Genomic DNA, 25,539 nt, shown 5'->3' on the forward strand with positions numbered 1-25,539 from the left:
CGCTGTTTCCCCGGGCTGCCGGCCGCCGCCGGGCAGCCCGCTCGGATTCGGGTGCCGGCCGGCGGCCGCGACAGATATATCTGCTACCGCCGCGGCAGCCGCGGGGACTGCCCACCCTTGGTTTGCGGATAGGCAGAGTCAGTCCGCAATCCCGACAGGAGGTGTCCTATATCCAGGGTTAGCTGCGGAGCATGACTTTCGACTGGGCAGATTTCCAGGCGGCGGAGCCCGCCTTCGCCAAAGCTCTGCAGAACAGGTTCCAGGCGTACCGACACCATGTGCTCGCCACGCTGCGGAAGGACGGTTCCCCGCGCTTGACGGGCCTTGAGGTGGACTTCCGGCACGGCCATTTGTGGCTCGGCATGATGCCGAACTCCCGCAAGGCTCACGATATTCGCCGTGACGCGCGCTTCGCGCTCCACGCCAATCCCGGACCGGACAGCGCTGCCGCCAGCGGCGACGCGCGCCTGTGCGGGCACGCCATCGAGGTAACCGATCCCCTCACGATCGCGCGCTACGCCGAAGAGGTCGCGCCGCCCGAACCGTTCCATCTGTTCAAGACCCAGCTCACCGAAGCCGTCCTGACCCGGGTAGAGGGCAGCGACCTCGTCGTGCGGGTATGGCGTCCTGGCTCCCCCGTGAGAACGCTCCGCCGTGGCAACGACGCCGGCCCACCGCGCGAGGACAGGTAGGCCCCGCACCGCCCGGCGCTCAGCCCTCCGCCAGCGCCTCGCGGTGCGCCTTCACCAGCTCCTGGTACATCAGGGCGTTGAGCCGGATGTGCTCGAGCTCCTCGGCGGTCAGTTCCCGCCGTACCTTGGCCGGCACCCCCGCGACGAGCGAGCCGGGCGGGACCTGCATGCCCTGTGGGACGAGCGCCTGCGCGGCGACCAGGGAACCGGCACCGATCCTGGCGCCGTTGAGGACGGTGGCGCCCATGCCGATCAGCACGTCGTCCTCGACGACGCAGCCGTGCAGCACCGCGTTGTGGCCCACGGTCACCCGCTCCCCCACGGCGACCGGGAATCCGGGGTCGACGTGCACGGTGCAGTTGTCCTGGATGTTGCTGCCCGCGCCGAGCGTGATCGGCCCGCAGTCGGCACGCAGCACGGCGTGGTACCAGACGCTCGCGTCCGCGGCGATGGTGACGTCGCCGGCCACGACCGACGTCGGCGCGACGAACGCCGCCGGGTCGACCTCAGGGCTCTTGCCGCCCACGCCGAAGGTCAGTGCTTTCTCCGTCACCGCACACTCCTCATCCGTCGCCCTCGCCTCCACAGCACCGTAAGCGACGGGCCGTCAGTACGCGGCCGGCTGGGGCCGAGATCACAGGGGCGTCGCCCCGGCGGTACGGACGGCGGCGTGCGGGGCGGCGTACGACGAAGGCCCCCGGCGGGAGCCGGGGGCCTTGTCCTGTTCCGTTTCCGTGCGGGCCGCCGGAGCGGGCCGCGGCTGCCTCACTCCGCGGCGACGGCCTCGGGCTCGGGCACGCGCTGCCCGGCCGCCTGCTCGGCGGCCTGCGCGGCAGCGGCCTTCTTGGCCTTGATGCGCATGACGATGAAGGAGCCCAGGCCGAACAGCACGGCGGCGACCAGGCCGAGCCAGGAGAACTTCTTCAGCCACTCCTCGGCGACCTTGCCCACGGAGTAGATGACCGCGACCGTACCGCCGGCCCAGACGACGCCGCCGAGGACGTTGGCGATCAGGAACTTCCAGTACGGCATCTTCAGCACGCCCGCCAGCGGACCGGCGAAGATCCGCAGCAGCGCGATGAAGCGGCCGAAGAAGACGGCCCACATGCCCCACTTCTGGAACGACCGCTCGGCGGTGGCGACGTGGTGCGGGCCGAAGTGCTTGGGGAATTTGCGACCGAGCCAGGCGAGCAGCGGCTTGCCGCCCTTGCGTCCGATCAGGTACCCGATCGAGTCACCGATGATCGCGCCCGCGATGGCACAGGCACCCAGGATGTACGGATTGATGTGGTCCTGGGTGGCCGCCAGCAGCGTGGCGCTGACGAGGACGATCTCACCGGGAAGCGGGATGCCCAGGCTCTCCAGCCCGATGACCCCGCCCACCAGAAGGTAGACGGCTATCGCCGGAACTGTCTCGAGCCACTCCTGGATGTGCAACGCCGGTTCCTCCCGTTGAACGACCTGCTTCCCGCCGCGCGCCACACGACGCACGGCGGGAAGCCTACTGGAGGTAAGGACTCGCTCGGCGGTCCGCCGGTTGACCGCGAGCGGCGACTTGTTCGGTCGCAGGGGGTGCACCAGTGCCCTTTGAACCCTTTGACCCCTTGGCACCCCCTAGGCAACCCACGTCCCTGAAGTGCGGCCGGCACCATGCGTGGATTCCGCACGTCGCCGGGCCGGCTCCCTTTCGGACAGCACTCCGGGACGACGGACGGGAATCGGCGGGGATCTAAACATCCACTGAACACGCGCTCCGTCGTCGCCATTCGGCCGACCGATGGCCGGATTCACTTCTCGAGACCCACGTCACACCGCTCCACCTGCGGCGTTCCGCCCCCCGGACGCCCTCGCGGTGACGCAGCACACATTACCGAGGGCTCGCACGGAAGCGTTCCGATCAAGTAACGCACAACCCTCTGCCGACGCGGCGATAAACGGCCGATAGGGCTTCCGGTTGGCATTCCGATTGAACTCCCCGGCAGCCGCACCATACGGCCGCTACCGAAAACCGTTGGAACGGCGGGAAGTTCGGTCGGATTTCAACGATTCAGGCTTCACCTTCCTCCGCTCCGCGATCCATGAACATGCCCTGCGACAAGGGCGAATGCCCGTAAGAGCCGGGCCGTGCCGTCGTCACCGCACAGCGGATTCCGGCCTCATCCGCCGAAATGGCACGTAATAATCCGGCCGCCGCGCGATGGTCACTCGGGGTGAGAATCGTGACGAGATCCGGCCCACCTGTGACGGAAACCCATAAACGACAGGTGAATCGCCTCCGACCAGGCGTTTCTCCTCCATCCTGAACAAGCGGAATGATAAAGACCGCTTGATGTCAACGCGTGTTGCGAAATTTCGCGATCACCATGACTGCGTTCATCACCGCAGGTCAGCAGCGTTTCCACCCCGCCGTACGGGCCGGCCGTGCGGCAGCGGACAGGGCGCGAACAACGCCTGGCGCGTTGATCCGCTCTTGCCGATTTTCGGCTTTGACCCCGGCGTTCCGGTCGCCGTACGTTTCTCTCCGTGTTCGGCGGTCGCCTCGAGAACGCACTCGAATGGCCGAGCAGATCCCCGCCCGGAATACCGCCCGACACGCTCCACCGAATTTCGCCCCGCATTCCTCATTCCACTGCCCGAGTGAAAGGACGACTGCAATGACCGCTGTCGAGACCGCACATATCGACGAACAGCTGTCTCCTGAAGACCGGCCCATCGTGCCGTTCACGGTGGTTCCGGGAGGACCGCCCGACGTGGCGCTCGCACCCGCCGGCGAAACCGGCTACCCGGGAGTGCGCCTGGAGCAGGCGGACGAAGACGGCACAGTGCCGCCGCAGGACGTCTATGTGTCCCTTCCCCGCGGTAAGGGACTGCGGTTCGTCGCCGAAGGCGGCTGCGATCACCTGCTGACCGTGCAGGACGCCCACGGAAACGCGAAGACCTACCGCGGGATCCAGTCGTCGGACGGCCAGGCCCTCACCTTCGAAAGTGTCGACCTGGCCCTCTCGGGCAAGGGTTCGGCGTCCGCGGCCTGGGTCGCGGTGAAGGCCTCCGACAGCGCCCGGCTGGGAAACACGAAGCTGACGTTCTGCGTGGGCGACCAGGCGTCGGACTCCGCGTGCATCCGCGTCGTGGATCACATCCCGTTCTCGGTGACCGCCGGCGGGCCGCCGGACGTGACGCTGAAGCCCGCCGGCGCCACCGGCTACCCGGGTGTGCGGCTGCGGGCCGATGACGACGGCAAGGTCTCGCCGCAGGACGTCTACGTGGCCCTCCCCCGCGGAAAGGGACTGCAGTTCGCCGCCGAAGGCGGCACCGCGTGCCTGCTGACCGTGCAGGACGCCCACGGCAACGCGAAGACCTACCGCGGAACGCTGTCCTCGGACGGCCAGGCCCTCACCTTCCAGGGCATCGACCCGGCCCTGTCGGGCATCGGGTCGTCGTCCACGGCCTGGGTCGCGGTGAATGCCCCCGACGGCGCCCCGGCGTCGAAGGACCCGATGCACCTGACCTTCTGCGTCGGCGACCGCACGTCGCCTTCCACACCTGTCCTCGTGGATCCGCAGTCCTGGTGACCGCCGGGCCCTCAGCCGTCACGCCGCCCTCGTGACATTCCCTCACCGCCCTCGTCCGAAGGAGTAGATACAGGTGGACACGGTGACAGCCCGCCCGCCACGACTCGCCGCGTCCACCAGGTCGCGGAGCATGTCCATCGTGGCCCGGGTCTACGGATATCCCCCGGCCCACAACGCGGGCTCGGAATGGATGCTCCACTCGATGCTGCGCCCGCTGAGCGCGCGCGGCCACCGCGTGACGGTCTGGTTGTCGCACCCCGGGAGCATCGAGAAGAGCTACGACATCGACGGAGTGCGGGTCGTCCCGTACCAGGAAGGAGCCGAATTCGCCGCCGAGGCCCAAAAGGCCGATGTACTCCTGTCCCAATACGAGAACGTCCCCATCGTGACGGGTCTCGCCAAAGCCCGCCGTATCCCCGTGGTCGTGATCTGTCACGACAACTTCGCCGCCAGCTTCCACGACGCGGCGGGAGCCGATCTCGTCGTCTACAACAGCGAGTGGATCCGGCGCGACGGCGAGATCCACTACGGGCGGTACCCCCGCGAATTCCTACCGGGGCGCACGATCGTCGTCCGCCCTCCGGTGATCGCGGAGGACTACCGCACCACACCCGGCGACTGCGCGACCCTGGTGAACCTCAACCCCGACAAGGGCGGCGACATCTTCTGGCAGATCGCCGCCTGGACGCCGGACTGGAAGTTCCTGGGCGTCCGTGGCGCCTACGGGCAGCAGACCACGCCGCCGGCACGGGTGCCCAACTGCGAAATCGTCGACGGCGTGCCGGGCAACGAGATGCGGGAGCACGTCTACAGCCGCTCCCGTGTGATGCTCATGCCCAGCCTGTACGAGTCCTGGGGGCGCGTCGCCGTGGAGGCATTCGCCTCCGGCATCCCCGTGATCGCCCATCCCACCCCGGGACTCGTCGAGTCCCTCGGCGAGGCAGGGATCTTCGCCTACCGCGACGACCTCAACGCCTGGATGCACGCCCTGAGCGCGCTGAAGGACCCGAAGAACTGGGAGAGGGCATCCCGTCGCGCGAAGGCACGCTCCGCCGAGCTGAGCGCGACCCCCGATCTCGCCCTCTGGTGCGACGCCGTCGAGTCGCTGCACGACGCGAAGCGACGGACATCGTTCCGCGTGGCGGGTGCGCCCCACTCGTCGACGCCCCTCTCCGCGAAATAAGTGAAGGAGGATCTCCGTGCCCTCGAACTTACCCGAACAAAAAGAACCGGCTGCCGTCGGCAGCGACGAAGAGAACCCGAACCTGGTGAAGGACGGAAACTTCAAGCACCGTCCGGTCTTCACGGACAGCAGGTGTGGCTACAGCCAAGCGCTCGCCAAGGGCGCGAACGTATCCCTGCGGTACTGGGACTACGGCGGCAGCGGCAACCCCAACGGACAACCCGATCCCGGTGTGAACGCGGGACAATACATCGACGTCTCCACCCACATGTACGCCTTCGCCAAGAGCGACGCGGAAGACCAGGTCGACGGCAGCAACGCGATCGACCTCATCGGCCGGGGCAACAACCGTCACGGGTACGTCGGGCAGCTCCTCCCCGACCTGACGCCCGGAGCGCAGTACGACGTCACGTTCTGGGCCGGTGCGCCCTGGTACGGGGAGGAGCCCCCGCACGCCACGAGGATGCGCTACAGGGTTACCGACGGTATGTCGCGTGACGGCGGCAAGGTCCTGGACTCGGAGTACATCAGCGTCCCCGAACCGCCGAGGGTGCCGATTTCCGGCGGCAGCTGGGTGCGGCAGTGGAAGGTGTACCGCAAGTCCTTCGTCGCTCAGTCGACGAACGCGTACCTCTCCTTCGCGGACGACACCGCCAACCGGTACACGACCGGTACCCAACTGGCCTGTGTCTCGGTACGGCTCTCCGTGCCGGCGCGCGAGTACCGGATCGCCGGGACGGCACCGGAGAGCTCTCCGGACAACCCCCTCACCGCCCCGACGGACACCGCGTTCGACGGCTTCCGTGTGCGGGTCCTGGACGCGACCGGCCAGCCGCTCTCCTCGCAGCAGCTGACACTCTTGCTGGATCCGGGCGCCACCGGCTCCCACTTCGTACAAGGCGGCCGGGCGACGCTGACGTACGCCGGCAAGACGGACGTCGACGGATGGCTGTCCGTTCCCACGGGAGCGGTGCAGGCAGGACCCCACGAGGGACCCCTGCGGATCCACGCGCAGCTGAACACCACACGGCTGGGCGGCCTGGTGCACCTGAAGGTCGGGGCGCCTGTGCCCCGGTTCTCGGTGTACAGGGGAGGCCCGGTGACGCTGACACGCGGCGGCCGGACCGGATATCCGGGTGTGAATCTGCGGGCCGACCAGGATGACGTGGTCCCTCCGCGGACCGTCCAGGTCACCCTCCCCCGCGAAAGGCGACTGCAGTTCGTCGCCGAGGGCGATCCCGGATACCAGCTGACCGTGGAGAAGGGCGGTCAGTACATCGGGACCCTGTCGTCGGACGGCCAGACTCTCACCTTCCGGAAAGTCGACCTGGCCCTGTCCGGAAAGGGCTCCACGTCCCTGATGTGGGTCGCGGTCAGGGCCTCCGACAACACCACGCTCGGAGAGACGGACCTGACCTTCCGCATAGGCGACGCCACGTCGCCTTCCTCGTCCATCACCGTCCTGGGCAAGCAGTAGACGACCAGGGATCAGTGCGAACTTCCGGCGGGAATTCCCCCGCGGGAATCGACGGCACCATCACAACTTTCAGGAGGAAGCATCATGGCGCTGTACCTCGAAGAGGTCAACATCTACGTGGAGAACGGCAGCTGCATCGACGGTGAGATAGGGAGCGGGAATTTCAACCTTCCCGGACGGGTTCGCCTGGACGACGACAACCAGCCCATCATCAATGTGGCACTGAAGTCGTTCGTCCTCGAGTACGAGCGGCCCGTCGAGTACTCCATCGGGCACGAGCACATTCTGCTGAGCCTGCCGACAGGCGGCAAGAAGAGCGGCATGGTGTCGGCGAAGCTGCAGCTGCGGCCGGCCAGCCCGGGCCGTGACTGGGTGTTCAAGGGCAACGTCACCGCACTGGTCATCGCCGATCTGGTGGACGGCAGCTGAATGGCGCGCTGACAGCCGGACGACCGACACAAGGAAGCCCCGAGGCGCTGACGCGCTTCGGGGCTTCCCGTGCACCGGGGCCGACGTCAGGGCTAGGCGTTGGGCCGCAGGGTCCACACCACGGTCATCTCGCCCGTCTCCGCGCCGTCCTCGCGCGTGATCGAGACGCGGACCGGGAACTCGGGGCGCTCCCCCGCGTCCAGCTCGGCGATCACGTCGGCGGCCGGGCGGCCGAGCACGGCGGTGGCGGTGACGGGGCCCATGGCGAGCTTCTTGTAGCCGATCTCAGCGCGGACGGCCAGCGGCACGGCGCGCGAGAGCTGGGCGCCGAAGGCGGCGAGGACGATGGCGCCGCTCGCCGACTCGGCGAGGGTGAACATCGCGCCGGCGTGCGGGCCCCCGACGTGGTTGTGGTAGTCGGACTGGTCGGGCAGGCGGACCACGGCGCGCTCCGCGGTGGTCTCCTCGAAGACGAGGTTGAGGGTACGGGCCATGGGCACGGTGGCCGCGAGGGCTTCGCCGATCGAGGGCTGGGTCTGTGACATGGCCCGAAAGTTACCAGTCAGTAGCACAACCGTGAAGGGGCGGGGACCACACATGTCATCATCGCCCTCTATGGTTATCGGCCATGTGGCCAGGACAGCAGGCGCCCGGGGGCGAGCCGAACCCGCAGGACCCTCATCAGAACCCGTACAAGCAGCCGGGATACCCCCAGCACAACCCGTACCAGCAGCCGGGCTATCAGCAGCCCAACCCCTACGCACAGCCAGGCGGCCAGCAGCCCGGCCCCGCGCAGTGGGCCGCCCCGGCCACGCCCGGCGGCCCGCAGCCGACCGGCGGCGGTAACAAGCGCACCACGGTCATCGCCATCGTCGCGGCGATCGCCGTGGTCGCCGCCGCCGTGATCACCGGTGTGGTGGTGCTCGGCGACGACGGCGACGACAAGGAGCCCACGGCGAAGGGCGGCGCCCAGCCGTCCGCCTCGGCGCCGGCGGCCCCGAGCGCGAGCGCGAGCGCGGAGGCCCCGGAGGACAACCCGCGCGCCGGCGGCGAGGTCAAGCCGGTGATCGCCGGCTGGAAGACCGTCATCAGCTCCAAGCGGCACAACGCGTTCGACGTGCCGCCGGACTGGGAGGTCGAGTCGCCGACCATGACCCACGGCTTCGAGGACGACAAGGGCAAGGGCCTCGTCGCGATGACGTCCACCGCCTCGTACAAGAAGGGCGAGTGCGAGAAGGACGACAAGCGGGGCGCCGCCGGGACCAAGGGCGCCCAGGGCGCCAAGAGCGAGGCGAGCGCCGCCGAGATCGAGGCCCTCAACTGGGTCTACGCGGCGTTCGACCAGAAGCAGACCGGCAAGTTCAGCGAGCCGAAGGCCCAGCCCTTCAAGAGCGACCACGGCATCACCGGCTACACCGCCTCCGCGACGGTCACCGGGGTGAAGAAGACCGGGAAGTGCGTGACCGACGGCAAGGCCTTCACGGTGACGTACAAGGACACCAAGGGCGACCTGGCGACGTGGGTGCTCTACGCCGCCACGGGCTTCGACGGGGAGCTCCCGGACGAGACCATCAAGAAGATCATGAGCTCGCTGCGCCCGCTGAAGTCCTCCTGACCACCCTGCCCTGTGGCGGCGGCCCCGGCCGCCGCCTCAGCCGACGCTGAACGCGCCGCCGGGCGGCTCGGGCGAGGCCACCGCCTCCGCGTCGCCCACCGGCTTCGCTCCGGCGGCGAACCGCTCGAGCGCGGCCCCGTGCTCGACCCGGGCCGGGAAGGCGTCGGCGGCGGCGCGGCGGGCGAGCGCGGCCACGGGCAGTTCCGTGTGCGCGGCCACCAGCACCGCGTTGCCGAAACGGCGGCCCCGCAGCATCGGGCCCTCCGCGATCAGGCACAGGTGCGCGAAGACCGCCGCGAAGGTGGCGACCTGGGCCCGCAGGAAGTCGAACGGGGCACCGTCGGCGAGGTTCGCCGTGTAGTGGCCGTCCGGGCGCAGCACCCGCGCCGCGGTGCGGGCGTACTCCAGGGACGTGAGGTGCGCGGGCACCCGGGAGCCGCCGAAGACGTCCGCGACGATGATGTCGGCGGAGGCGTCGGGGGCGTCCTCCAGCACCGCGCGCGCGTCCCCCGCGCGCACCTCGATGCCCGATCCCTCCGGCAGTGGGAGGTGCTCGCCGATCAGGGCGATCAGGCCCCGGTCCGCCTCGACGACGAGCTGCCGCGAACCGGGCCGGGTGGCGGCCGTGTAGCGGGGCAGGGTCAGGGCGCCGCCGCCCAGGTGCAGCAGGTCGAGCGGCCGGCCGGGCTCGGCGACGGTGTCCAGGACGTGGGCGAGCCGGCGCGCGTACTCGAACTCGAGGTAGGTGGGGTCGTCCAGGTCGACGTACGACTGGGGCGCTCCGTCGATGGTCAGCAGCCAGGCCCGCGCCCGGTCCACGTCGGGCATGAGCTTGGCGGTGCCCCAGTCGACGTCACGGGTCACGGGTATGGGTTCGTCCACCCCTCTATTGTGCCGACCCGACTGCCCCGTACGCGCCGCACCGCACGGTCGCGCTCAGCCCAGGGCGGCGGTGACCGTTCCCGTCGCGATCGTGCGGCCGCCTTCCCGGAGCGCGAAGCCGAGGCCGGCCTCCAGCGCGAGGGCGCGGTCCAGCGCGACCGTCATGGTCACGCTCTCGCCGGGGCGGGCGGTGCCGCGCAGGCCGAGGTCGACCTCGCCGGGCACCTCGGCGGTACGCAGGTGGAACTGGGCGCGGAAGCCGGTGTTCAGGGGGGTGCGGCGGCCACCGCGGTCCGCCGTCAGCAGCCGCGCCCGGGCGGTGAAGTGCCGCTTCGGCGTCACGCTGCCCGGCGCGCAGACCACGTCGCCGCGCAGCACGTGCTGGTGCGTCACCCCGCGCAGCAGCAGCGCCACCCTGTCGCCGGCCTCGGCGGTCTCCATGGGCCGGCGGAAGGTCTGCAGTCCGGTGACCCGCGCACGGCCGAACCCCGCGGGCAACTCGACGCTGTCCCGCACGCGGACGGTGCCGCTCTCGACGACTCCGGTGACGGCCGTGCCGTGCCGGCGGACGGTGAGAACGCGCTCGACCGGCAGCAGGAACGGCGCGTCGGTGTAGCGCACCGGTGTGGGGACGTAGGTGTCGACGGCGTCCAGCAGCGCCTCGACGGGCCCGGTCCAGCGGGTGTCGCCCAGCAGGGCGCGCAGGGCGGAGACCCGGACGACGGGGGTGCGGTGGCCGGCGCAGCCATGGGCGGTGAGCAGGCGGCGGACGTCCAGCTCGGCGAGCTCGGTGAGCTCGGGCCCGGCGACGTCGGCCTTGTTGAGGGCGACCACGAAGTGCTCGACGCCGGCGCGGCGGGCGAGCAGTACGTGTTCGGCGGTCTGCGGCATGACGCCGTCGAGCGCCGAGACGACGAGGATCGCGCCGTCGAGCCGGGCCGCGCCCGCGATCATGTTCGGGACGAAGCGGATGCCGCCGGGCAGGTCGGCGTGAGCGTAGTGGCGGGTGTCCGTCTCGTACGCGACGTGCGCGGTGTGGACGGAGCCGCCGCGCGCCGCTTCCTCGGGTGCCCGGTCGAGACGTTCGAGGGGGACGAACGTGGCGGTGCCGCGGGTGCCGAGGACGCGGGTGATGGCGGCGGTCAGGGTGCTCTTGCCGTGGTGGACGTGGCCCAGGGTGCCGATGTTGAGATGGGGTTTGGTGCGCACGTACGCCTGCTGGGGCATGACTCCTTCTTCGCGCTCTTCGGGATGGATGCCCCGCCACATGCTCCGATGCTCGCGCACGGCCCGGAAGGCGTCGAATGATTTTCGCGGTGCGGCCGTTCGTGCTCACGGGGCCGGTCCGGCGGCGGCCGAAGGGGCGAGAAGTGACCGTTCTCTTGTGGTTCCGTACCGGCTCGGTGACATCACATCGCCCTTACAGCGGTGTCGGTTACGCTCCTTCGATGCTCGATACCGCCGCCCTGTCCCCCGGCCTCACGACGCGCTGCATACGTGCGCTGCTGTCCCCGTGGGCCCGGTTGGGACTGCTGGTGACGCTGCTCGGCGGCGCGGTCGCGGCCGTACTGCTCTGCCGTCCGGAGCGGTTGCTCGCCGGTGGCTGGCCGCCTCATCTCTCCGGCGGCACGGCCGTGGTGCTGTTCGCCGTGGCGTACGGGCTGTGCACGGCGGCCTTCGTGCCGCGGCCGGTGCTGAATCTGGCGGCGGGTGCGCTGTTCGGTGCCCCGCTGGGTACGGCGGGGGCCGTCGCGGGCACGGTGCTGGGCTCGGGCATAGCCTTCGGCCTGGGGCGGCTGCTGGGGCAGGACGCCCTGCGGCCGCTGCTGCGCGGGCGGTGGCTGAAGGCCGCCGACCGGCAACTGAGCCGGCACGGCTTCCGGTCGATGCTGGCCCTGCGGCTCTTCCCCGGCGTGCCGTTCGCCGCCGCCAACTACTGCGCCTCGGTCTCCCGGATGGGATGGGCCCCCTTTCTGCTGGCGACGGGGCTGGGGAGCGTGCCCAACACCGCGGCCTATGTGGTCGCGGGCAGCCACGCGGCGTCGCCCACCTCCCCCACGTTCCTCGCCGCGACGGCCTTCATCGCGATCACCGGGCTGGCGGCCGTGGTGGTGGCGTGGCGCCGCAAGTCCCGGATGCGACGGCCGGGCGTGCGCACCGGGTCATGAGCGGGTTCGGGGCCTGACCGCGCCGCGGGTGACGTCCGGCGCCGGCCGGGCCGGGGGCGGGGGGCCGTCGGGGGCCTGCCGGGACCAGCGGCCGGCGATGACCGCGCAGACGGTCAGCTGGAGCTGGTGGAAGAGCATGAGCGGCAGGATCACCAATCCGGCGCCGTCCCCGAACAGCGCTGCCGCCATCGGAAGCCCGGTCGCCAGGCTCTTGTTCGCGCCGCAGAAGACGATCGTGACACGGTCCGCGCGCCCGAATCCCAGGCGCCTGGCGGCGAGCGACGTCGCCGTGAGCGCCGTGGCCAGCACCGTCGCGGCCAGCAGGAGCAGGCCGGCCAGCCGCAGCGGGGTCACCTGGTGCCAGATGCCCTGCGCCATGCCACGGCTGAAGGCGGTGTAGACCACGAGGAGGATCGACAGCCGGTCCAGGCGGCCGAGCACCCGCTTGTGCCGGCTGACGAAGCCGCCGAGCTTGGGGCGCAGCAGCTGTCCGGCGAGGAAGGGAGCCAGCAGCTGGGTGGTGACGGTCAGCAGCCCGTCGGCCGAGAACCGTACGGCGGAGCCGATCAGCACGGCGGCGAGCACGGGGGTGGCGACCATGCCGAGCAGGCTGGAGTAGGTGCCCGCGCAGATGGCCGCCGGTACGTTGCCGCGGGCGGTGGAGGTGAGCGCGATCGACGACTGGACGGTCGAGGGGACCGCGCACAGGAAGAGCACGCCGGTGTAGAGCTGCGGGGTGAGCAGGAGGGGTGCGACGGCGCCGATGGCCACCCCGAGGAGGGGGAAGAGGGCGAAGGTGCTCAGCACCACCACCAGGTGCAGCTTCCACTGGCGCAGTCCTCCGATCGCCTCGCGGGTGGAGAGCCTGGTGCCGTAGAGGAAGAAGAGCAGGCCGATGGCGAGGTCGGCGGCGTGGCCGACCGCCGTGGCGGCGCCACCGGTCGCGGGCAGCAGCGTCGCCAGGAGGACCGTGCCGAGGAGCGCCGCGACGTAGGGGTCGACCGCCCCGCGCAGCCGGCCGGGCCAGGAGAGCACGGGCATGTCAGTCCTCTCCTGGCGTGCCGTGGTGCGGCGGGTGGCCGGGCGGCTCCGGCAGTGGCCCGGGGGCGGCGAGGGGGCGCGTGATGACGTCGTTGGCGCCGCCGCCCCCGTCGTGGTCGCTGCCGGCCGTTCCCCTGCCGCCGAGCAGGGTGTTGAGGGTGCGGTCGACCTCGAGCCAGGAATCGGCGTGGGAGTTGTCGATGACCAACAGGCCGAGGAGCGGGGGCCGGTCGGGGATGATGCCGCGCCCGTCGTCCGCGCCGGTGCCGGCGGCCGGGGCGGCAGCGGCCTGTCCGGCGTCCGCGCCGAGCAGCATGCCCGCCGCCATCGCGACCACGGCGCCCGCCGTGCCCGCCCTCGGAATCACGCGGTGCCCGCGCACGGCGGGCACCGCTCTGTGCCGTCTGTGTCTGCCCATGGCGGCGGTGCCGCGGGTCAGACGGTGAGGGGTTGCCGGGTGTGATGGTGCCTGCTGATGTTCTTCTCCAGCAGGCGGGTGGAGCTCTGGACGTCGACGGCGCCGGTGCGGCGGGTATCGGGCAGCCGGCCGTCCGACAGCTTCAGATCGGCCAGGGCGCCGTCGATGGCGCTGTGCGCGGCGAACAGGCAGGGTGTGCTGTAGATGGCGACGTCCACGCCCAGGTCCGTCAGTTCGGACAGGGAGAGCCGCGGTGACTTGCCGCCCGCGATCTGGTTGAAGAGCAGGGGTTTGTCCCCGATGGCCGAGCGGATGCGGTGGATCCATTCCACGCTGCGCACGCCGTCGACCAGGACGATGTCCGCGTCGGTCTCCGCCAGCGCGGCGGCGCGGCGCAGGATCTCCGGCTCCTCGGTGGCGTCCGTGCGTGCCACGACGAGGAGGTCCTTCCTGCTGCTGAGCACCAGGTTCAGCTTTTCCAGGTACTCCTCGAGCGGGAGGATCAGCTTGCCGTCCGCGTGGCCGCACCGGCGGGGCCGCTTCTGGTCCTCGAGGATCACTCCGGAGGCGCCGGTGTGTTCCAGCCGTTGCACGACGTGGCAGGCGACTTCGGGGTCGACGTAGCCGTCGTCGATGTCCACGAGCAGGTGGTGGGCGGGGAACGCCAGGCGCAGGCGCTCGACGAACGCCAGCATGTCCGGCCAGGCGATGAACCCGATGTCGGGCAGCCCGTAGTACGAGGCGGCGAAGCCGAAACCGGAGACGAAGAATCCGTTGTAGTGCCGAGCCGCGATCGACGCCGAGTACATGTCGTAGATGCCGATGAGAGGCGTGGTCCGGTCGGAGGCGACCTCTTCGCGCAGAGCTCTGCCGTAGTGCATGAATTCTCCCTGACGCAGGCACGTACAGTGCGTGAATTGTTGGCCCGGAGGCCAACGCTACGCGCATACATTTACAGAAAGATGAGAGCCTACAAACTGAACACACCGGGTCGTGCTCTGGTTGAGTGATGCGCCGAACGACGGACCTGGGACATGAAGGACATGGGCCGGGAGATTCCTCCTCCCCGGGGCCCGCTAGGCTGCACCGGCCCGGTGACGGGGCCGTGCGCGAAGGCCACTTGACGTGGCGTCAGGAATTACCGGGGGCGGCGTCGGGAATTTTCACAAAGAGGCGGAACGATTCCGCCCGGACTTTCTTCATATGACCACATGCATACCTACGGACAGGCCGGGCGTCCGGCCGTGACCATTATCGGATGGCGCAGATTTCATGAGCTGGTTCGAATCCTTCGTCCTCGGGCTCGTCCAGGGGCTGACCGAGTTTCTGCCGATCTCCTCCAGCGCTCATTTGCGGCTGACCGCCGCCTTCGCCGACTGGCAGGACCCGGGCGCGGCGTTCACCGCGATCACCCAGATCGGCACCGAGACCGCCGTCCTCATCTACTTCCGCAAGGACATCACCCGCATCGTCTCCGCGTGGTTCCGCTCGCTGCGGCACCGGCGGATACGCGGGGACCACGACGCCACCATGGGCTGGCTGGTGATCGTCGGCTCGATACCGATCGGCGTGCTGGGCCTGGCGCTGAAGGACGCGATCGAGGGTCCGTTCCGTGATCTGCGGCTGATAGCGACCACGTTGGTGGTCATGGGCGTCGTCCTCGGCATCGCCGACCGCCTGGCGGCACGCGACGAGAGGGACGAGAAGGACGAGAAGGGGGGCCGGCACCGCGCCGTCAGGCAGCGCAAGGACCTCACGCTGCTGAACACCAGGGACGGCCTGATCTTCGGCATATGCCAGGCCATGGCCCTCGTTCCCGGTGTCTCCCGGTCGGGTGCGACGATCAGCGGCGGCCTGCTGATCGGCTACACCCGTGAGGCCGCGGCCCGTTACTCGTTCCTCTTGGCGGTCCCCGCCGTCCTGGCCTCCGGCCTGTTCGAACTCAAGGACGCGACCGACGGCCACACCTCCTGGCCGCAAACGATCTTCGCCACGCTGGTGGCCTTCGCCGTCGGCTATGCCGTGATCGCATGGTTCATCCGATTCGTTTCCCGCAAGAGCTTCATGCCGTTCGTCGTCTACCGCATTCTGCTCGGGCTGCTGCTCTTCGCCCTGGTCGGAGCGGGCGTCCTCACGCCGCACGCGGGCGAGCTCGCGGGCTGAGGGGGGCAAGGGGCAAAGCGGGGGAAAGGAACAGGAGGGAAAAGCGGAGGGCCAAGGGGTGGAAGACGAAAAGCCGTTGGTATCGGACGATCCCCCGCGTCGCCCGATACCAACGGCCATACCGAATACGCCCTGCTCAGTGGCAGGACAACCGGCTGCCCCCTGAGTATATTGGCTCGGAGCCAGTCAACGCAGGAGATTAAACGCATGTCACCGCGTAGCGCAGCGGCCAACGAGGAGTTGCGCCGCCGCTCCCGCGAACGGCTGCTGCGGGCAACCGTCGAGCTGGTGGACGAGCGTGGTTACGAGGCGACGACGCTGGCGGACATCGCGGACCGGGCCGGTACGGCGCGGGGGCTGGTGTCGTACTACTTCCCCGGCAAGCGGCAGTTGCTGCAGTCCGCGGTGCACCGGCTGATGCACCTGGAGCTGGCGTCCTGCCTGGAGCGCGAGCCGTGCACGCGGGACGGGCGCGTGTTGCTGGCCCGGGCGATCGACGCGGTGCTCGCTCTCGCACGGGAGCGGCCGCGGCTGATGCGTACGCACATGGCGGGGATCCTCACCGCGGAGGGCTTCATCCAGTGCCCGGAGCAGCAGCGGCTGGCGTTCCTGTTGCGCGAGACGGTGGCGCGCTACGGCTCCGCCGACCCGGAGAACGACTACCGGCTGCTGCGGGCCCAGTTGATGGGCGCGGTCGTGGCGATCCTGGTGCCGGGCGCGCCGATGCCGGCCGAGCTGCTGCGGGCGGAGCTGTTCCAGCGGTACGGGCTCGCGTGGGAGCTCGGCTTCCCGCCGGGCGCCCCGCCGCCGCCTCCGGGGGTCTGACGGGCGCCGGGACCGGGCGGAACACCACGAGCGGACGTCGCACCTCCCGCAACGCGGCTCCCGGTGGGATCCTGGACGCACTCGCGGGAAGGAGCCCTCCGTGCTTCGCGTCGCAGTCGTCGGATCGGGACCCAGTGGGGTCTACACTGCCCAGGCCCTGGTGCAGCAGCGGGACGTCCCCGGGGTGACCGTGGATGTGCTGGACCGGCTGCCCTGCCCGTACGGGCTGGTGCGCTACGGGGTGGCCCCCGACCACGAGAAGATCAAGTCGCTGCAGAACAACCTCCGGGAGGCCCTCGAGCACCCGGCCGTGACCTTCCTCGGCAACGTCCGGGTGGGCGACGGGCTCGCGCCACGGCGGTTGCTGGACCTCTACCACGCCGTCGTCTACTGCGTGGGCGCGGCGACCGACCGGAGGCTGGGGATCCCCGGCGAGGACCTGCCCGGGAGCTTCTCGGCCACGGAGTTCGTCTCCTGGTACAGCGCCCACCCGGACGCGGCACCCGGCGGGTTCGTTCTGGGGGCCCGGTCGGCCGTCGTCATCGGGGTCGGCAACGTGGCGGTGGACGTGGCCCGGGTGCTGGCCCGCGGCGCGGACGAGCTGCGGGCCACGGACGTGCCCGACGCGGCGCTGGCGGCCCTGGCGGACAGCCGGGTGACGGAGATCCACATGGTGGGCAGGCGCGGCCCGGCGCAGGCGAAGTTCACGACGAAGGAGCTGCGCGAGCTGGGGGCGCTGCCGGGCGCGGAGGCGCTCGTGGACGGCGCGGAGGCGGCCCTGGACCCGGCGTGGGCGGACGCGTCGGGGCTGCCGACGGCCGCCCGGCGCAATGTGGAGGTGCTGCGGGGCTGGGCCCGGGAGGCCGACCGGGGGCGTGGGCGGCGGATCCGGCTGCGGTTCTTCCTGCGGCCCGTCGCGCTGCTCGGCGACGACGCGGTGCGTGCGGTGCGGTTCGAGCGCACGGAACCGGACGGGGGCGGGGGCGTGGTGGGGACGGGGCGGTTCGAGGAGATCGAGGCCCAGCTGGTGCTGCGGTCGGTGGGCTACCGGGGAGTACCGATCCCGGGTCTGCCGTTCGACGCGCGGAACGGCACCGTCCCGCACGACCGGGGGCGGGTGCTGCGCGACGGCGTGCCCTCGCCCGGCGAGTACGTGGCGGGCTGGATCAAGCGCGGGCCGACCGGGGTGATCGGCACCAACCGCTCGTGCGCCAAGGAGACGGTGGCCTCGCTGCTGGCCGACGCCGGCGCCTTCGCGGGGCGCCCGCTTCCGGCCGATCCGGTCGCTGCGCTGCGGGTGGCGGGGCAGGAGCCGGTGCCGTGGCCGGGCTGGCTGGGGATCGAGGCGGCGGAGGCCGCGCTCGGGCAGCGGCTGGGCCGGGGCACGGTGAAGATCCCGGACTGGGACGGGCTGCTGGCGGCGGCCCGCGGACGCGGCTGAATTCCCGCCGCCCGGGCTCCGGGCGGTCAGTGCCCGTGGGCCTCGCCGGCGCCGAGCCGGGCGCTCTGGCGCGCGTAGCCCGCCAGGACGCTGTCGAGCAGTCCGGGGAAGAGGGCGTCGAGGTCGTCGCGGCGCAGGGAGTTCAGCTTCGCCGTCCCCCGGTAGATCTGGTTGATCACACCGCTCTCGCGCAGCACCCGGAAGTGGTGCGTGGTGGTGGACTTGCTGACCGGGAGGTCGAAGACCGAACACGACTGCTCGGCCTCCGCCTCGGCCGCCAGCGCCTGGAGGATGCGCAGCCGCATCGGGTCGGAGAGGGCGTGCAGGACGTCCTCGAGGCGGATCTCGTCCCGGGCGGGGTGCTCGAGGGAGCGGCTGGTCCGTGTCGTCATGGCTGCTCCTTCTGCGGGCGGCGTGGGCGGCTCCATTGTACGAGGACCATCGTAGTTTGACATTCATCGTAGTACGAGGGTTATCGTACGAGCAGAGCGAAGCCGACCACGCCTCGAACTCGAAAACGGAGCCTGTCGTGAGCAACCTGTTCCAGCCCTTGTCCCTGCGGTCGCTGACCATCCCCCACCGCGTCTGGATGGCACCGATGTGCCAGTACTCGGCCGAGGTGTTCGGCCCCGACGCGGGAGTCGCGAACGACTGGCACTTCTCGCACTACACCTCCCGTGCCGCCGGCGGCACCGGCCTGATCCTCCTGGAGGCGACCGCCGTCAGCCCGGAAGGCCGCATCAGCCCCGCCGACCTGGGCCTGTGGAACGACACCCAGGCCGAGGCACTGCGCAGGATCACCACGTTCCTCAAGGAACAGGGCACCGTGCCCGGCATCCAGCTCGCCCACGCCGGCCGCAAGGCCGCCACCGACCGGCCCTGGCGTGGCGGCGAGCCCGTCGGCCCCGAGGAGGGCTGGCAGCCGGTGGGCCCGAGCCCCGTCCCGTTCAAGGACGGCCACCCGGTGCCCGAGGAGCTGACCGTCGCGCAGATCAAGGAGATAGCGGGGAAGTTCGGTGCCGCCGCGCGACGGGCGCGGGCGGCCGGCTTCGAGGTCGTCGAGGTGCACGGCGCCCACGGCTACCTCATCCACGAGTTCCTCTCCCCGCACAGCAACCACCGCACCGACGAGTACGGCGGCTCGTTCGAGAACCGCATCCGCTTCGCCCTGGAGGTCGTGGACGCCATCCGCGCCGAGTGGCCCGAGGAACTGCCGGTGTTCTTCCGCGTCTCGGCCACCGACTGGCTGACGGAGAACCCCGAGGACCCCCGCGAGGGGTGGACGGCGGATGACACCGTCCGTCTCGCGCGTGAACTGCGGGCACACGGCGTCGACCTTCTCGACGTCTCCACCGGCGGCCTCGCCCCCGGCACCCGCATCCCCGTGACCCCGGGCTACCAGGTGCCGTTCGCCCAGCGCGTGAAGGAGGAGGCCGGGCTGCCCGTGGCCGCGGTGGGCCTGATCACCGATCCGCAGCAGGCCGAGGAGATCGTCGCCGACGGCCGGGCGGACGCGGTCCTGCTGGGCCGCGAACTGCTGCGCGACCCCTCCTGGGCCCGTCGCGCCGCGAGCGCGCTGGGCGGCGAGACGCCCGTCCCGAACCAGTACGCCTGGGCCATCTGAGGCCGGACGACACCGCCGGGCGCCGCCTTCCGGCCGGCGCCCGGCGGCCGCGTTCGTACGGGCACGCGCTGAGCCAGTAAAGTGACGCTCCGTGGCTAGACCCTTGAACGAGATCGTCGAACCTGGCTGGGCCAAGGCACTCGAGCCGGTGGCCGGGCGGATCGCCGCGATGGGCGACTTCCTGCGCGCCGAGATCGCGGCGGGCCGGACCTATCTGCCCTCGGGCGCGAACGTGCTGCGCGCTTTCCAGCAACCGTTCGACGACGTAAGAGTACTGATCGTGGGTCAGGATCCCTACCCCACGCCCGGGCACGCCGTGGGCCTGAGTTTCTCGGTCGCACCCGAGGTGCGGCCGCTGCCGGGCAGCCTGGAGAACATATTCCGCGAGCTGCACACCGACCTGGGGCTGGCCCGGCCGTCCAACGGGGACCTGACGCCGTGGACCCGGCAGGGCGTTCTGCTCCTCAACAGGGCGCTGACCACCGCGCCGCGCAAGCCCGCCGCGCACCGCGGCAAGGGCTGGGAAGAGGTCACCGAGCAGGCGATCCGCGCTCTGGTCGAGCGCGGCAAGCCGATGGTCGCCGTGCTGTGGGGGCGTGACGCGCGCAATCTGCGCCCGCTGCTGGGCGGGATCCCGTGCGTGGAGTCCGCGCACCCCTCCCCCATGTCCGCGGACCGCGGCTTCTTCGGCTCGCGGCCGTTCAGCCGGGCCAACGACCTGCTCGCACGGCAGGGTTCGGCCCCGGTGGACTGGCAGCTCCCCTGACGCCGGGCCACGGCCGGCGGTAGGGTGCCCGCCATGTCGCTTCGTACGAGCACGGTTGCCGCCGTGGCCGTCCGGCCCGCCGGCACACCCGGCGCCCACGGGTCCGGGTGACGGGACGCATGGGCTCCATATCCGGCCGGATCCTCGGGGTCGACTCGGGCGGCTCGGGCATCCGGGTCGCCCTCGCCCGGGCCGACGGCACGGGCGAGGCGCTCGCCTGGTCCTCGCCGGTGCCGGTCGGCACCGGCGGCAGGGGCATCGACGCACGGGGCCTTCTCGACCGCGTGCTGCCCGCCGCCCGTGAACTGCTGCGCACGGCGGGCTCCGGCCGGTGCGAGGCCGTCTGCGTGGGCGCCGCCGGCATGTCCACCCTCGGGGACGACCTGCGCGCCGTCCTGCCCGACGCGCTCCGCGAGGAGCTCGGGGCGCGCCGGCTGGCCCTCGCCTCCGACGCCGTGACCGCCTACGCGGGCGCCCTCGGGCAGCGGCCGGGCGTGGTCGTGGCGGCCGGTACGGGGCTGGTCGCGCTCGGCACCGACCTGACGCCGCGGGGCGGCTGGCGGCGCGTGGACGGCTGGGGCCATCTCCTGGGCGACTGCGGCAGCGGCGCCTGGATCGGGCGTGCGGGGCTCGAGGCGGCGATGCGCGCCTACGACGGCCGCGCCGGCGGCTCGCACGCGCTGCTGGCCCGCCTGGAGGCCGCGTTCGGTCCGGCGCCGGCGCTCCCCGCCACGCTCTATCCGCGCTCCGACCGGCCGGCCCTCCTGGCTTCCTTCGCCCCGGAGGTGGGCCGGTGCGCACCCCAGGACCCGGTCGCGGCCGGCATCCTGCGCACCGCCGCCCGGCACATCGCCGAGGCCGCCGCGGCCGCCTGCCCACCACCGCTCGCGCACGGCCGCCGCGAAGTCGCGCTCACCGGCGGGGTCTTCCGGATGGGCAAGCCCCTCCTCATACCGTTGCACGAGGAGTTGCAGAAGCAACTTCCCCAGGTGCGGCAGACCACCGCCGCGGGCGATCCACTGGCAGGCGCGCTGCACGTGGCCCGGGCTTTGGCGACCGACAGTCTGGCCTTCCCCATCGACGATATGCTGCTCAGCGTCGTTTGCTGATCACATCCGTCTTTATCGCGCGAACCGATGAATAAATCCGGACAGACGCTGTTCAGTTACCCCCACTCGAACGTCCGAGTCCTATGAACGGCTAACATGCGGCGCCATGAGCTCCCCCACAGGGCCCGCGAATGGCCTGCCTGTACGAATGCCGCGTCCCCGCCAGCCCGGACGGCACCGGCGGCCGGAGCCGGCGGCCGCTCCGGCGGGTGCGCCCCCGCTGGTGCTCGCCGTGCCCGGGACGCCCACTGTCGCCACCCGCCGCCTCGCCGAGGAGTCCCTGAGCATCGCCCGCTCCGAGCTCCCCGGCCTGGACGCGCGGATCGGCTACATCGACGTCGACGGGGACACCGAGGGCTTCCCCGCGCTGGACGCCGTCCTCGCCTACGCGGCCTCCCAGCGCGCCGCTCGCACCAGCGAAGCCGGTGAAGCGCAGGACGCCGACGGCGCCGCCGACGCCTGGGCCCAGGCGCCCGACGCCGTCGTGGTGCCGCTCCTGGCCGGTCCGGACAGCGCGGTGCTGCGGCGGATACGTCAGTCCGTCATGAACAGCGGTTCGGCCAGCGAGCTCACCGACACGCTCGGTCCGCACCCGCTGCTCGCCGAGGCGCTGCACGTGCGCCTCTCCGAGGCCGGGCTCGCCCGCGCCGACCGCGCCCGACTGTTCACAGTCGCAACGGCCGCCGATGGCATCGTCCTGGCGACGGTCGGTGGCGAGGAGGCCGTGCAGGCCGCCGGCATCACCGGCATGCTGCTCTCCGCCCGCCTCGCGGTGCCGGTGCTGGCCGCCGCCCTGGACGAGGAGGGCGCCGTCGCCCGCGCCGCCGACCAGCTGCGGGGTTCCGGCTCCCGGAACCTGGCGCTCGCCCCCTGCCTCATCGGCCCCGAGGTCGACGAGACGCTGACGGCCATGGCCGCGAAGGAGGCCGGCTGCTCGGCCGCCGAGCCGCTGGGCGCGTACCCCGCGATCGGCAAGCTGGCACTGGCCAAGTACGCGGCCGCCCTCGGCATCGCCACCCAGCCGTCGCTGCAGGGCGCGCCGGTGCGCTGACGCGCGTCCGCAGACCCGTACGAGAGGGGCTTCCGTTGTCCGGAGGCCCCTCCGGGCTTGTCCGGGGGCCGCGCCGGGGCGCACGCTCCCCGGGGCCGGCCGTCGGACTCATCGGGCTCATCGGGCTCAGGTGAAGAGCACACAGGACGCCGCCGGTATCCCGAGGGAGCCGGCGCGCGCCGGTATCCCGGTGTCCGGGTCGACGGTGAACCAGGTGACGTCCCCGGAGCGCTCGTTCGCCGCGTACAGCAGACGGCCGTCCGGGTGCGCCGTCAGATCGCGGGGCCAGTGGCCGCCGCAGCCGACCGTGCCGAGGAGCTCGAGGCTGTCGCCGGGGGCGTCGAGGGCGAGCGTGGCGATGCTGTCGTGGCCACGGTTGGCCGCCCAGAGGAAGCGCCCGTCGGTGGAGACGACGGGCGCCGACGGATACGTGGGCTGCCCGGCGTCGGCGGGCAGCACCCGCGTCTCACCGAGAGGCTCCAGCGTGCCCGTGGCCGCGTCCCACGCGCACACCGTGACGGTGGGGGCGAGCTCGTTGAGGACGTAGGCCCGGTGGCCCCGCGGGTGGAAGACGAGGTGCCGGGGACCGCTGCCGGGCCGCAGCCGCTCCTCGCGGTGCGGGCTCGGGGCACCGGTGAGCGGATCGAGCGCGTAAGTCCACACCGAGTCGGTGCCCAGGTCCACCGAGAGCAGCCACCGCCCGGAGGGATCGGGCACGACGGCGTGGGCGTGCGGCCCCGCCTGCCGGTCCGCCACCGGCCCTCGGCCGCGGTGCGCGAGCACCGCCGACGGCGCTCCGAGCCCTCCCCCGGTGCGGACCGGGAGCGCGCTGACGCTGCCGGAGCCGTAATTGGCGGTGAGCAGCCAGGAGCCGGTGAGCGCGAGGTGGGTGGGCCCGTCGCCGAGCACCGGAACCGGCACCCCCAGCGGCTCGGGCCGCGCGGGGTCCGCCAGGGAGAAGGCGGCGGCCGCCCCCTCGTCGGTCTCGCTCACCGCGTAGAGGACGTCGCCGCCGGGCGACAGGGCGAGGTAGGAAGGGTTCACGACGGCGTCGGTGGAGTGCACGGGCGTCAGGGCGCCCGTGCCGGCGTCGACCCGCACGGCGGTGAGCCCGGGGCCGCCCGCCTCGGTGAACGAGCCGATGTACGCCCACCGGCCCCGCCGCGCGCCGTATCCGTTCTGGCTGCCCTGGCTGCCCTGCTCAGTGCCGGTCATCGCTGCCGCCCTCCCCGTCGGGCCCGCCGAAGCCCGTAGCCGTCGAATCACTGTGTGCACACGACGCTACACGCAGCCACTGACAGTGGCCTGCCCCGGACCCCGCGACCCTGAGGCACCGCGCTCAGGGCGTCGGTGGCGAGGGGCCCGCCGCACGATGTCCCGGTTCGCAGGGCCGTTGGCCCTCCATGGCGCACCCGATGGCCATGAGACTGCGCCAATGGCACAGTCTTTCGGGGTTCCCTTGAGCCAGCGGGTTCCCGGATGGTTTGATGATCCCGTCGATGGCGCTGCGGATCCCGCGGCGCCTCTTTCTTTTGAGGCGCAGGGAGCCGGAAGAGATTGCTGAAGAGGATGTTCGTGGCCCCGGACCCGGGCCGGCTGCGGCTGCGCAGCTCGGCCCGGGCCGTTCTCGGCGTCGGGCTGGCCGTCGCCGTCTGCGACCTGGCCACCCACTCGCTCACCGCGGCGATCGCCGGCGGCCTCGCCGCGCTGCTCGCGCTCTTCACGGTCACTGACGCCAAGGTCTCCGCTCAGGCCGTCACCACCGCGTGGCTGCCCGTCGTGGGCTTCCCGGTGCTGGCGCTCGCGGCGGCGCTGCACGGCTATCCCCTGGTACGCGACGCCGTGTTCCTTCTCGTCGTCTTCGCCGGCGTCTACGCGCGCCGCTGGGGTCCGCGCGGCCATGCCCTGGGGATCTTCGCGTTCATGACCTTCTTCATGGCGCAGTTCCTGCACGCCGTGCCGGGTCAGCTGCCCGAGCTGTACGCGGCCATGGCCATGGCGCTCGCCGCGTCCTCCCTCGTCCGCTTCTGTCTGTGGTGCTTCGAGCGCCGCACGCCGCCCCCGGTGGCGCCCGCTCCGCCGACGGCGCGCGGCCTTGCCCGTCCCACCACCCGGCAGGCGTTCCAGAACACCTTCGCCTGCGCCGTCGCGCTCGGCGTCGGGCAGGCGATCTCCGACGAGCGCTGGTACTGGGCCGTCGGTACGGCCTGGTGGATCTTCGTCAACACCTCCTCGCGGGGCGAGACGCTGGTACGCGGCTTCCGCCGCGTCGTCGGCACGCTGGCCGGCATCGCCGTCGGGCTGGTCGTCGCCGTGCCGCTGCACGGCGCGCCCGGGCCCACCGCCGCCCTCGTGGGCGCCTGTGTCTTCGGCATCTTCTATACAGCGGCGCTCTCCTACAGCTGGATGATGTTCTTCGTGACCGTCATGGCCGGCCTGCTGTACGGGCTCCTCGGCGTGCTGCACCCCGGTCTGCTGGCGCTGCGCTTCGAGCAGACCCTCGTGGGCGCCCTCGGTGCGGCCGTGGCCGTCGCCGTCGTGCTGCCCGTGACCACGCACGCCGCGACCGACGCCTGGATCCGGCGCGCCCTGGTGTCCGTACGGCACTGCACGGCGACGTCCGCGCGCCGGCTGGCGGGCGACGAGGCCGCCGACCCCGCCCCGCACGTCGCCGAGCTCGAACTCCTCCTCGGCAGGGTACGGATCTCCCTCGCCCCGCTGCTGCACCCGCTCAGCCCCCTGCGGGAGCGCCGGGAACGGGCGCGGCAGGTCATGGCGCACCTCGACGACTGCGTCCACCAGGCGCGCGGTCTGGCGGCGGTCGCCGCCGACCCCGACGCCTCGCACGACGCCCGGCTCATGGCGGCCTGCCAGCGGGTGGAGGAGGCGCTCCACGCCCTCGTACCGGCCGGGTCGCCGGCCGCCCCGGCCGCGGACTTCGCCACGGCCACTCCCCAGCACCACCCGGGCGCCGAACGGGCCCTGGCCCATCTGCACGACCTGGAGAGGGCACTCGCCGAGCTGGCCGCGCCCCTCCTGAGCAGCCGCCGCCCGCCGCTGGCCGGCGCCTGAGCCACGGCGGC

At 71.7% G+C, this 25,539-nt stretch carries 25 protein-coding genes; 15 read left to right on the plus strand and 10 right to left on the minus strand.

Translation table 11 applies throughout. The annotated features are described in order from the left end of the window. Positions 1-191: 191 nt before the first annotated feature. On the plus strand, positions 192-692 hold the full coding sequence (locus ABZ956_RS19940) for a pyridoxamine 5'-phosphate oxidase family protein (protein ID WP_361895047.1): 501 nt from the start codon (positions 192-194) through the stop codon (positions 690-692). Positions 693-711: 19 nt separating this feature from the next. Here ABZ956_RS19940 and ABZ956_RS19945 read toward each other — a convergent pair whose 3' ends face one another. Both ABZ956_RS19945 and ABZ956_RS19950 read right to left on the minus strand, forming a co-directional pair. Beyond that, positions 712-1,245, minus strand: a complete 534-nt coding sequence (locus tag ABZ956_RS19945) for a gamma carbonic anhydrase family protein (protein ID WP_361895050.1) — start codon at positions 1,243-1,245, stop codon at positions 712-714. Between the two features lie 212 nt (positions 1,246-1,457). Then, entirely contained in the window at positions 1,458-2,129 is a 672-nt protein-coding gene (locus ABZ956_RS19950) for a DedA family protein (RefSeq protein WP_361895159.1), read from the minus strand. A gap of 1,217 nt (positions 2,130-3,346) precedes the next feature. Here ABZ956_RS19950 and ABZ956_RS19955 point away from each other — a divergent pair. From ABZ956_RS19955 to ABZ956_RS19970, 4 genes are all read left to right on the plus strand, one after another. Then, complete coding sequence (locus ABZ956_RS19955) at positions 3,347-4,264, plus strand: hypothetical protein (RefSeq protein WP_361895053.1); 918 nt, start codon at positions 3,347-3,349, stop codon at positions 4,262-4,264. 130 nt (positions 4,265-4,394) lie between these two features. Next, entirely contained in the window at positions 4,395-5,447 is a 1,053-nt protein-coding gene (locus ABZ956_RS19960; protein WP_361895056.1) for a glycosyltransferase family 4 protein, read from the plus strand. A gap of 16 nt (positions 5,448-5,463) precedes the next feature. Continuing rightward, the gene (locus tag ABZ956_RS19965; RefSeq protein ID WP_361895059.1) at positions 5,464-6,924 is read left to right on the plus strand and encodes a hypothetical protein; all 1,461 of its coding nucleotides are present in this window, start codon (positions 5,464-5,466) and stop codon (positions 6,922-6,924) included. A gap of 84 nt (positions 6,925-7,008) precedes the next feature. Then, complete coding sequence (locus ABZ956_RS19970) at positions 7,009-7,353, plus strand: hypothetical protein (protein ID WP_361895062.1); 345 nt, start codon at positions 7,009-7,011, stop codon at positions 7,351-7,353. 92 nt (positions 7,354-7,445) lie between these two features. On the opposite strand, the gene ABZ956_RS19975 is transcribed toward ABZ956_RS19970, so the two are convergent. Then, positions 7,446-7,898 carry a DUF4442 domain-containing protein gene (locus ABZ956_RS19975; RefSeq protein ID WP_361895065.1) on the minus strand — a complete coding sequence of 151 codons (453 nt, stop codon included), beginning with the start codon at positions 7,896-7,898 and terminating at the stop codon, positions 7,446-7,448. 83 nt (positions 7,899-7,981) lie between these two features. Between ABZ956_RS19975 and ABZ956_RS19980 the strand changes: the two genes are divergently transcribed. Beyond that, positions 7,982-8,968: a hypothetical protein gene (locus ABZ956_RS19980; RefSeq protein WP_361895068.1), complete on the plus strand. Its 987-nt coding sequence runs from the start codon at positions 7,982-7,984 to the stop codon at positions 8,966-8,968. Positions 8,969-9,004: 36 nt separating this feature from the next. Here ABZ956_RS19980 and ABZ956_RS19985 read toward each other — a convergent pair whose 3' ends face one another. Together ABZ956_RS19985 and ABZ956_RS19990 are read right to left on the minus strand one after the other, a co-directional pair. After that, positions 9,005-9,850, minus strand: coding sequence for a fused MFS/spermidine synthase (locus ABZ956_RS19985; protein ID WP_361895071.1), 846 nt, complete (start codon positions 9,848-9,850; stop codon positions 9,005-9,007). Between the two features lie 54 nt (positions 9,851-9,904). Further along, on the minus strand, positions 9,905-11,077 hold the full coding sequence (locus ABZ956_RS19990) for an elongation factor Tu (RefSeq protein ID WP_361895074.1): 1,173 nt from the start codon (positions 11,075-11,077) through the stop codon (positions 9,905-9,907). Between the two features lie 221 nt (positions 11,078-11,298). Between ABZ956_RS19990 and ABZ956_RS19995 the strand changes: the two genes are divergently transcribed. Continuing rightward, on the plus strand, positions 11,299-12,018 hold the full coding sequence (locus ABZ956_RS19995) for a TVP38/TMEM64 family protein (protein WP_361895077.1): 720 nt from the start codon (positions 11,299-11,301) through the stop codon (positions 12,016-12,018). On the opposite strand, the gene ABZ956_RS20000 is transcribed toward ABZ956_RS19995, so the two are convergent. The 3 genes from ABZ956_RS20000 to ABZ956_RS20010 are packed head-to-tail and all read right to left on the minus strand — an operon-like array spanning position 12,013 to position 14,358. After that, a complete protein-coding gene (locus tag ABZ956_RS20000) occupies positions 12,013-13,059 on the minus strand; it encodes a bile acid:sodium symporter family protein (RefSeq protein ID WP_361895080.1) in 1,047 nt (348 codons plus the stop codon). The genes ABZ956_RS19995 and ABZ956_RS20000 overlap by 6 nt on opposite strands. A gap of 1 nt (position 13,060) precedes the next feature. Further along, entirely contained in the window at positions 13,061-13,441 is a 381-nt protein-coding gene (locus ABZ956_RS20005; protein WP_361895083.1) for a hypothetical protein, read from the minus strand. A gap of 53 nt (positions 13,442-13,494) precedes the next feature. Continuing rightward, on the minus strand, positions 13,495-14,358 hold the full coding sequence (locus ABZ956_RS20010) for an isocitrate lyase/PEP mutase family protein (RefSeq protein ID WP_361895086.1): 864 nt from the start codon (positions 14,356-14,358) through the stop codon (positions 13,495-13,497). 391 nt (positions 14,359-14,749) lie between these two features. Between ABZ956_RS20010 and ABZ956_RS20015 the strand changes: the two genes are divergently transcribed. From ABZ956_RS20015 to ABZ956_RS20025, 3 genes are all read left to right on the plus strand, one after another. Continuing rightward, positions 14,750-15,640 carry an undecaprenyl-diphosphate phosphatase gene (locus ABZ956_RS20015; protein WP_361895089.1) on the plus strand — a complete coding sequence of 297 codons (891 nt, stop codon included), beginning with the start codon at positions 14,750-14,752 and terminating at the stop codon, positions 15,638-15,640. Between the two features lie 207 nt (positions 15,641-15,847). Then, a complete protein-coding gene (locus ABZ956_RS20020; protein ID WP_361895092.1) occupies positions 15,848-16,465 on the plus strand; it encodes a helix-turn-helix domain-containing protein in 618 nt (205 codons plus the stop codon). Positions 16,466-16,565: 100 nt separating this feature from the next. Further along, positions 16,566-17,906: an FAD-dependent oxidoreductase gene (locus ABZ956_RS20025; RefSeq protein WP_361895095.1), complete on the plus strand. Its 1,341-nt coding sequence runs from the start codon at positions 16,566-16,568 to the stop codon at positions 17,904-17,906. Between the two features lie 26 nt (positions 17,907-17,932). Here ABZ956_RS20025 and ABZ956_RS20030 read toward each other — a convergent pair whose 3' ends face one another. Continuing rightward, on the minus strand, positions 17,933-18,298 hold the full coding sequence (locus ABZ956_RS20030) for a helix-turn-helix transcriptional regulator (RefSeq protein ID WP_361895098.1): 366 nt from the start codon (positions 18,296-18,298) through the stop codon (positions 17,933-17,935). 137 nt (positions 18,299-18,435) lie between these two features. Here ABZ956_RS20030 and ABZ956_RS20035 point away from each other — a divergent pair, with 137 nt between their 5' ends. The 4 genes from ABZ956_RS20035 (at position 18,436) to ABZ956_RS20050 (ending at position 22,456) form a co-directional block, all read left to right on the plus strand. Next, positions 18,436-19,530 carry an NADH:flavin oxidoreductase/NADH oxidase gene (locus ABZ956_RS20035; RefSeq protein WP_361895101.1) on the plus strand — a complete coding sequence of 365 codons (1,095 nt, stop codon included), beginning with the start codon at positions 18,436-18,438 and terminating at the stop codon, positions 19,528-19,530. Positions 19,531-19,621: 91 nt separating this feature from the next. Continuing rightward, entirely contained in the window at positions 19,622-20,296 is a 675-nt protein-coding gene (locus ABZ956_RS20040; protein ID WP_361895103.1) for a uracil-DNA glycosylase, read from the plus strand. A gap of 119 nt (positions 20,297-20,415) precedes the next feature. Beyond that, on the plus strand, positions 20,416-21,405 hold the full coding sequence (locus tag ABZ956_RS20045; protein ID WP_361895106.1) for a BadF/BadG/BcrA/BcrD ATPase family protein: 990 nt from the start codon (positions 20,416-20,418) through the stop codon (positions 21,403-21,405). 106 nt (positions 21,406-21,511) lie between these two features. Continuing rightward, positions 21,512-22,456, plus strand: a complete 945-nt coding sequence (locus tag ABZ956_RS20050) for a hypothetical protein (RefSeq protein ID WP_361895109.1) — start codon at positions 21,512-21,514, stop codon at positions 22,454-22,456. Between the two features lie 126 nt (positions 22,457-22,582). Here the strand turns inward: ABZ956_RS20050 and ABZ956_RS20055 are convergent, their stop codons facing one another. Beyond that, positions 22,583-23,671 (minus strand): lactonase family protein, encoded by a 1,089-nt coding sequence (locus tag ABZ956_RS20055; protein ID WP_361895112.1) that lies wholly within the window; start codon positions 23,669-23,671, stop codon positions 22,583-22,585. 354 nt (positions 23,672-24,025) lie between these two features. On the opposite strand from ABZ956_RS20055, the gene ABZ956_RS20060 reads away from it, so the two are divergent. Further along, positions 24,026-25,528, plus strand: coding sequence for an FUSC family protein (locus tag ABZ956_RS20060; protein WP_361895162.1), 1,503 nt, complete (start codon positions 24,026-24,028; stop codon positions 25,526-25,528). Positions 25,529-25,539: the final 11 nt, after the last annotated feature.

Source organism: Streptomyces sp. NPDC046261, assembly GCF_040646235.1.
In the GTDB taxonomy this organism is placed as follows: Bacteria; Actinomycetota; Actinomycetes; order Streptomycetales; family Streptomycetaceae; genus Streptomyces.

Coding starts and splice junctions, on each gene's coding strand:
- ABZ956_RS19940 (WP_361895047.1), top strand. CDS start 192: ATGACTTTCGACTGGGCAGATTTCCAGGCGGCGGAGCCCGCCTTCGCC.
- ABZ956_RS19955 (WP_361895053.1), top strand. CDS start 3,347: ATGACCGCTGTCGAGACCGCACATATCGACGAACAGCTGTCTCCTGAA.
- ABZ956_RS19960 (WP_361895056.1), top strand. CDS start 4,395: ATGTCCATCGTGGCCCGGGTCTACGGATATCCCCCGGCCCACAACGCG.
- ABZ956_RS19970 (WP_361895062.1), top strand. CDS start 7,009: ATGGCGCTGTACCTCGAAGAGGTCAACATCTACGTGGAGAACGGCAGC.
- ABZ956_RS19975 (WP_361895065.1), bottom strand. CDS start 7,898: ATGTCACAGACCCAGCCCTCGATCGGCGAAGCCCTCGCGGCCACCGTG.
- ABZ956_RS19980 (WP_361895068.1), top strand. CDS start 7,982: ATGTGGCCAGGACAGCAGGCGCCCGGGGGCGAGCCGAACCCGCAGGAC.
- ABZ956_RS19990 (WP_361895074.1), bottom strand. CDS start 11,077: ATGCCCCAGCAGGCGTACGTGCGCACCAAACCCCATCTCAACATCGGC.
- ABZ956_RS19995 (WP_361895077.1), top strand. CDS start 11,299: ATGCTCGATACCGCCGCCCTGTCCCCCGGCCTCACGACGCGCTGCATA.
- ABZ956_RS20000 (WP_361895080.1), bottom strand. CDS start 13,059: ATGCCCGTGCTCTCCTGGCCCGGCCGGCTGCGCGGGGCGGTCGACCCC.
- ABZ956_RS20010 (WP_361895086.1), bottom strand. CDS start 14,358: ATGCACTACGGCAGAGCTCTGCGCGAAGAGGTCGCCTCCGACCGGACC.
- ABZ956_RS20015 (WP_361895089.1), top strand. CDS start 14,750: ATGAGCTGGTTCGAATCCTTCGTCCTCGGGCTCGTCCAGGGGCTGACC.
- ABZ956_RS20020 (WP_361895092.1), top strand. CDS start 15,848: ATGTCACCGCGTAGCGCAGCGGCCAACGAGGAGTTGCGCCGCCGCTCC.
- ABZ956_RS20030 (WP_361895098.1), bottom strand. CDS start 18,298: ATGACGACACGGACCAGCCGCTCCCTCGAGCACCCCGCCCGGGACGAG.
- ABZ956_RS20045 (WP_361895106.1), top strand. CDS start 20,416: ATGGGCTCCATATCCGGCCGGATCCTCGGGGTCGACTCGGGCGGCTCG.
- ABZ956_RS20050 (WP_361895109.1), top strand. CDS start 21,512: ATGAGCTCCCCCACAGGGCCCGCGAATGGCCTGCCTGTACGAATGCCG.
- ABZ956_RS20055 (WP_361895112.1), bottom strand. CDS start 23,671: ATGACCGGCACTGAGCAGGGCAGCCAGGGCAGCCAGAACGGATACGGC.
- ABZ956_RS20060 (WP_361895162.1), top strand. CDS start 24,026: ATGTTCGTGGCCCCGGACCCGGGCCGGCTGCGGCTGCGCAGCTCGGCC.